General features: G+C 30.0%; 2 protein-coding genes. One reads left to right on the top strand and one right to left on the bottom strand.

The features are described 5' to 3' along the window. Window positions 1-1624 (top strand): peptidase U32 family protein (locus A9G31_RS08460; protein ID WP_081299393.1); only part of this gene is annotated, 1624 nt, incomplete at its 5' end. A 981-nt stretch (window positions 1625-2605) separates the two neighbouring features. Here the strand turns inward: A9G31_RS08460 and A9G31_RS08470 are convergent. Continuing rightward, on the bottom strand, window positions 2606-4229 hold a 1624-nt coding region (locus tag A9G31_RS08470; RefSeq protein WP_081299393.1), incomplete at its 5' end, for a peptidase U32 family protein.

The following is a 4229-nucleotide window of genomic DNA, read 5'->3' on the forward strand; positions in this document are numbered from 1 at the left end:
TTTGAGGATGGATATTCCTCCTATTGATTTACATGCTAGCACTCAAATGGATATAAGGACACCTGAAAAAGCCAAATTTTTATCTGATGTTGGTTTTTCACAAATAGTATTAGCTCGTGAGCTTAATTTAACTGAGATAGCTAAAATTCATGAGCAAATTGATGCAAAAATAGAATTTTTTATACATGGTGCGCTTTGTGTGGCATTTTCAGGACAGTGTTATATCTCACATGCACAGACAGGGCGTAGTGCAAATCGAGGAGATTGCTCCCAAGCTTGTCGACTTCCTTTTACCTTAAAAGATGATCAAGGGCGCATTGTTGCTTATGAAAAACATTTATTATCAATGAAAGATAATAACCAATCAGATAATTTGAACGAATTAATTCAAGCAGGTGTACGCTCCTTTAAAATAGAAGGACGTTATAAAGATCTAAGTTATGTTAAAAACATTACAGCCTTTTATCGTCAAAAATTAGATACTATTTTGTCAAATTCGTCTAATTTACAATCAGCGTCAAGTGGTCGAACTGAGCACTTTTTTATACCAGATCCTCACCAAACATTTCATCGAGGAAGTACAGATTATTTTGTACATGGAAGAAAATCCAATATAGGTGCATTCGATTCACCTAAATTCATTGGTTTGCAAATTGGTGAGATAACTCAAATTACACCTAAAACTATCGATATTAAATCTGAGAAAATATTAACTAATGGAGATGGCCTAAATGTACTAATAAAACGAGAGATTTTTGGATTTAGAGCTGATAAGGTGGAGAAACTTTCGGCTAATCAATATCGAATTCACCCAAATGAAATTCCTAAGCCGCTTTTTTCAATAAAATTACCTTATAGAGTGAATCGAAATCTTGATCATGTGTGGCAACAAAATTTATTGAAAGAATCAAGTAATCGTAGAATTGGTGTGTCATTAAAACTATATAATATTGAAAAAAGTATAGAGCTAATTGCAAAAAGTGAAGAGGGCATTTGTGTTAAGTTAGAACTTAATGGGGAATTTGAACTTGCGGATCAACCAGATAAATCATTAAAAAACATTAGAGATAATTTATCTAAATTAGGAAAAACTATATATTATCTTACTGATTTTGATTTAAATTTATCAAAAATTTATTTTATTTCAAGTAGTCAACTAAATCAGCTTCGAAGGGATACTATTAATAAATTAACTGCTAAAAGATTAACAAGTTATTGTCGCCAAAAACGTAAACCAGAACAAAGCCCAGTTTCGTTTTATCCTGAAAATCATTTGAGTTTTTTGGCAAATGTTTATAATCACAAAGCAAGAGAATTTTATACACAACATGGAGTTGAATTAATTGAAAGTGCCTATGAAGCACATGAAGTTAAAGAAGATGCGCCCTTAATGATAACCAAACATTGTTTACGGTTTGCGTTTAATTTATGTCCAAAACAAGCAAAAGGAATTCAAGGTGTTAAAACTAAAATTACGCCAATGAAATTAATTCAAAATAATGAAGAATTATTGCTAAAGTTCAATTGTAAAGCTTGCGAAATGCAAGTATGGGGTAAAATAAAAAAACACATTTTAAAAATGCCACTTCCTGGAAGTGAGATTATATTTATGGCAAAGAAATAAAGCATTTGAATAAAAATATCTTATGATAAATGAGGGTGATTTAACAGTTCGTAATAATATACATTATTTAACATAATATACATTATTTTCACTTTAACATATTGATATTCAATATTTATTTCAACTTAAGGGTGAGGGTGTATCTAATTTTCCTGTATTTACAAAATGCATCACAATTTAATTCGTCAGGTTCACAATCTTATGTTGCTATAACATCACAACAACGGATACTAACAAATCAGGGCGACACATTATTATTCAGAGGTACTTTTATGATTAAAATAGAAAAAGTGGAAAGTATCACAGAGTGATGCTTTCCACTTGTAAAACAAAAATTTATAAAGAATTCAATTCTTTGTTATTTTTCTGTTCTTTTTCTTGTGTACTCATTTCTTTTACTTTTTTATCAAATTCTTTAGAAATATATTCAAGAGTTGACTCAAAAGACATGTGAGGGGCAGATAGTACGATAAAAGTTTGATCATCTGTGTATTTAGCATATTGATTGCCGACGAACGGTCTTTTTTCTGCTATTAATTTATATTTTTTTGATAAATTTTTATACAAGGATTCAAATTTAGATTTATTAAATGTAGCTGAAATATATAGTAGTATGTTTTCATCTTTTGAAAAAATAAGTGTTACTTCCGAGGAATCAAGCGGTAGCTCGCTATTTTTAATAATATATACAGGTCCTTTTGAGTATTTACTTATTCCGTCTTCTATTAAAGAATATTTTTCTTTTGCTTCTTCTAAAGTTGTTTTATTAATTTCGAGTCCGAAGGGGGCTGGGTTAGAATAGCATCAACATAATATCATAACGTTTTAGCTTATTTAAATTTTGTGAAACAGTAATAAGAAATTTTTTTCTAATTTATAATTAGCTTAAGTGCGCATAATGTATATTATGTTAAATAATGTATATTATTACGAACTGTTAAATCACCCTCATTTATCATAAGATATTTTTATTCAAATGCTTTATTTCTTTGCCATAAATATAATCTCACTTCCAGGAAGTGGCATTTTTAAAATGTGTTTTTTTATTTTACCCCATACTTGCATTTCGCAAGCTTTACAATTGAACTTTAGCAATAATTCTTCATTATTTTGAATTAATTTCATTGGCGTAATTTTAGTTTTAACACCTTGAATTCCTTTTGCTTGTTTTGGACATAAATTAAACGCAAACCGTAAACAATGTTTGGTTATCATTAAGGGCGCATCTTCTTTAACTTCATGTGCTTCATAGGCACTTTCAATTAATTCAACTCCATGTTGTGTATAAAATTCTCTTGCTTTGTGATTATAAACATTTGCCAAAAAACTCAAATGATTTTCAGGATAAAACGAAACTGGGCTTTGTTCTGGTTTACGTTTTTGGCGACAATAACTTGTTAATCTTTTAGCAGTTAATTTATTAATAGTATCCCTTCGAAGCTGATTTAGTTGACTACTTGAAATAAAATAAATTTTTGATAAATTTAAATCAAAATCAGTAAGATAATATATAGTTTTTCCTAATTTAGATAAATTATCTCTAATGTTTTTTAATGATTTATCTGGTTGATCCGCAAGTTCAAATTCCCCATTAAGTTCTAACTTAACACAAATGCCCTCTTCACTTTTTGCAATTAGCTCTATACTTTTTTCAATATTATATAGTTTTAATGACACACCAATTCTACGATTACTTGATTCTTTCAATAAATTTTGTTGCCACACATGATCAAGATTTCGATTCACTCTATAAGGTAATTTTATTGAAAAAAGCGGCTTAGGAATTTCATTTGGGTGAATTCGATATTGATTAGCCGAAAGTTTCTCCACCTTATCAGCTCTAAATCCAAAAATCTCTCGTTTTATTAGTACATTTAGGCCATCTCCATTAGTTAATATTTTCTCAGATTTAATATCGATAGTTTTAGGTGTAATTTGAGTTATCTCACCAATTTGCAAACCAATGAATTTAGGTGAATCGAATGCACCTATATTGGATTTTCTTCCATGTACAAAATAATCTGTACTTCCTCGATGAAATGTTTGGTGAGGATCTGGTATAAAAAAGTGCTCAGTTCGACCACTTGACGCTGATTGTAAATTAGACGAATTTGACAAAATAGTATCTAATTTTTGACGATAAAAGGCTGTAATGTTTTTAACATAACTTAGATCTTTATAACGTCCTTCTATTTTAAAGGAGCGTACACCTGCTTGAATTAATTCGTTCAAATTATCTGATTGGTTATTATCTTTCATTGATAATAAATGTTTTTCATAAGCAACAATGCGCCCTTGATCATCTTTTAAGGTAAAAGGAAGTCGACAAGCTTGGGAGCAATCTCCTCGATTTGCACTACGCCCTGTCTGTGCATGTGAGATATAACACTGTCCTGAAAATGCCACACAAAGCGCACCATGTATAAAAAATTCTATTTTTGCATCAATTTGCTCATGAATTTTAGCTATCTCAGTTAAATTAAGCTCACGAGCTAATACTATTTGTGAAAAACCAACATCAGATAAAAATTTGGCTTTTTCAGGTGTCCTTATATCCATTTGAGTGCTAGCATGTAAATCAATAGGAGGAATATCCATCCTCAAA

Source organism: Gilliamella sp. Gris1-4, from assembly GCF_001690335.1.
GTDB lineage: Bacteria > Pseudomonadota > Gammaproteobacteria > Enterobacterales > Orbaceae > Gilliamella > Gilliamella apicola_P.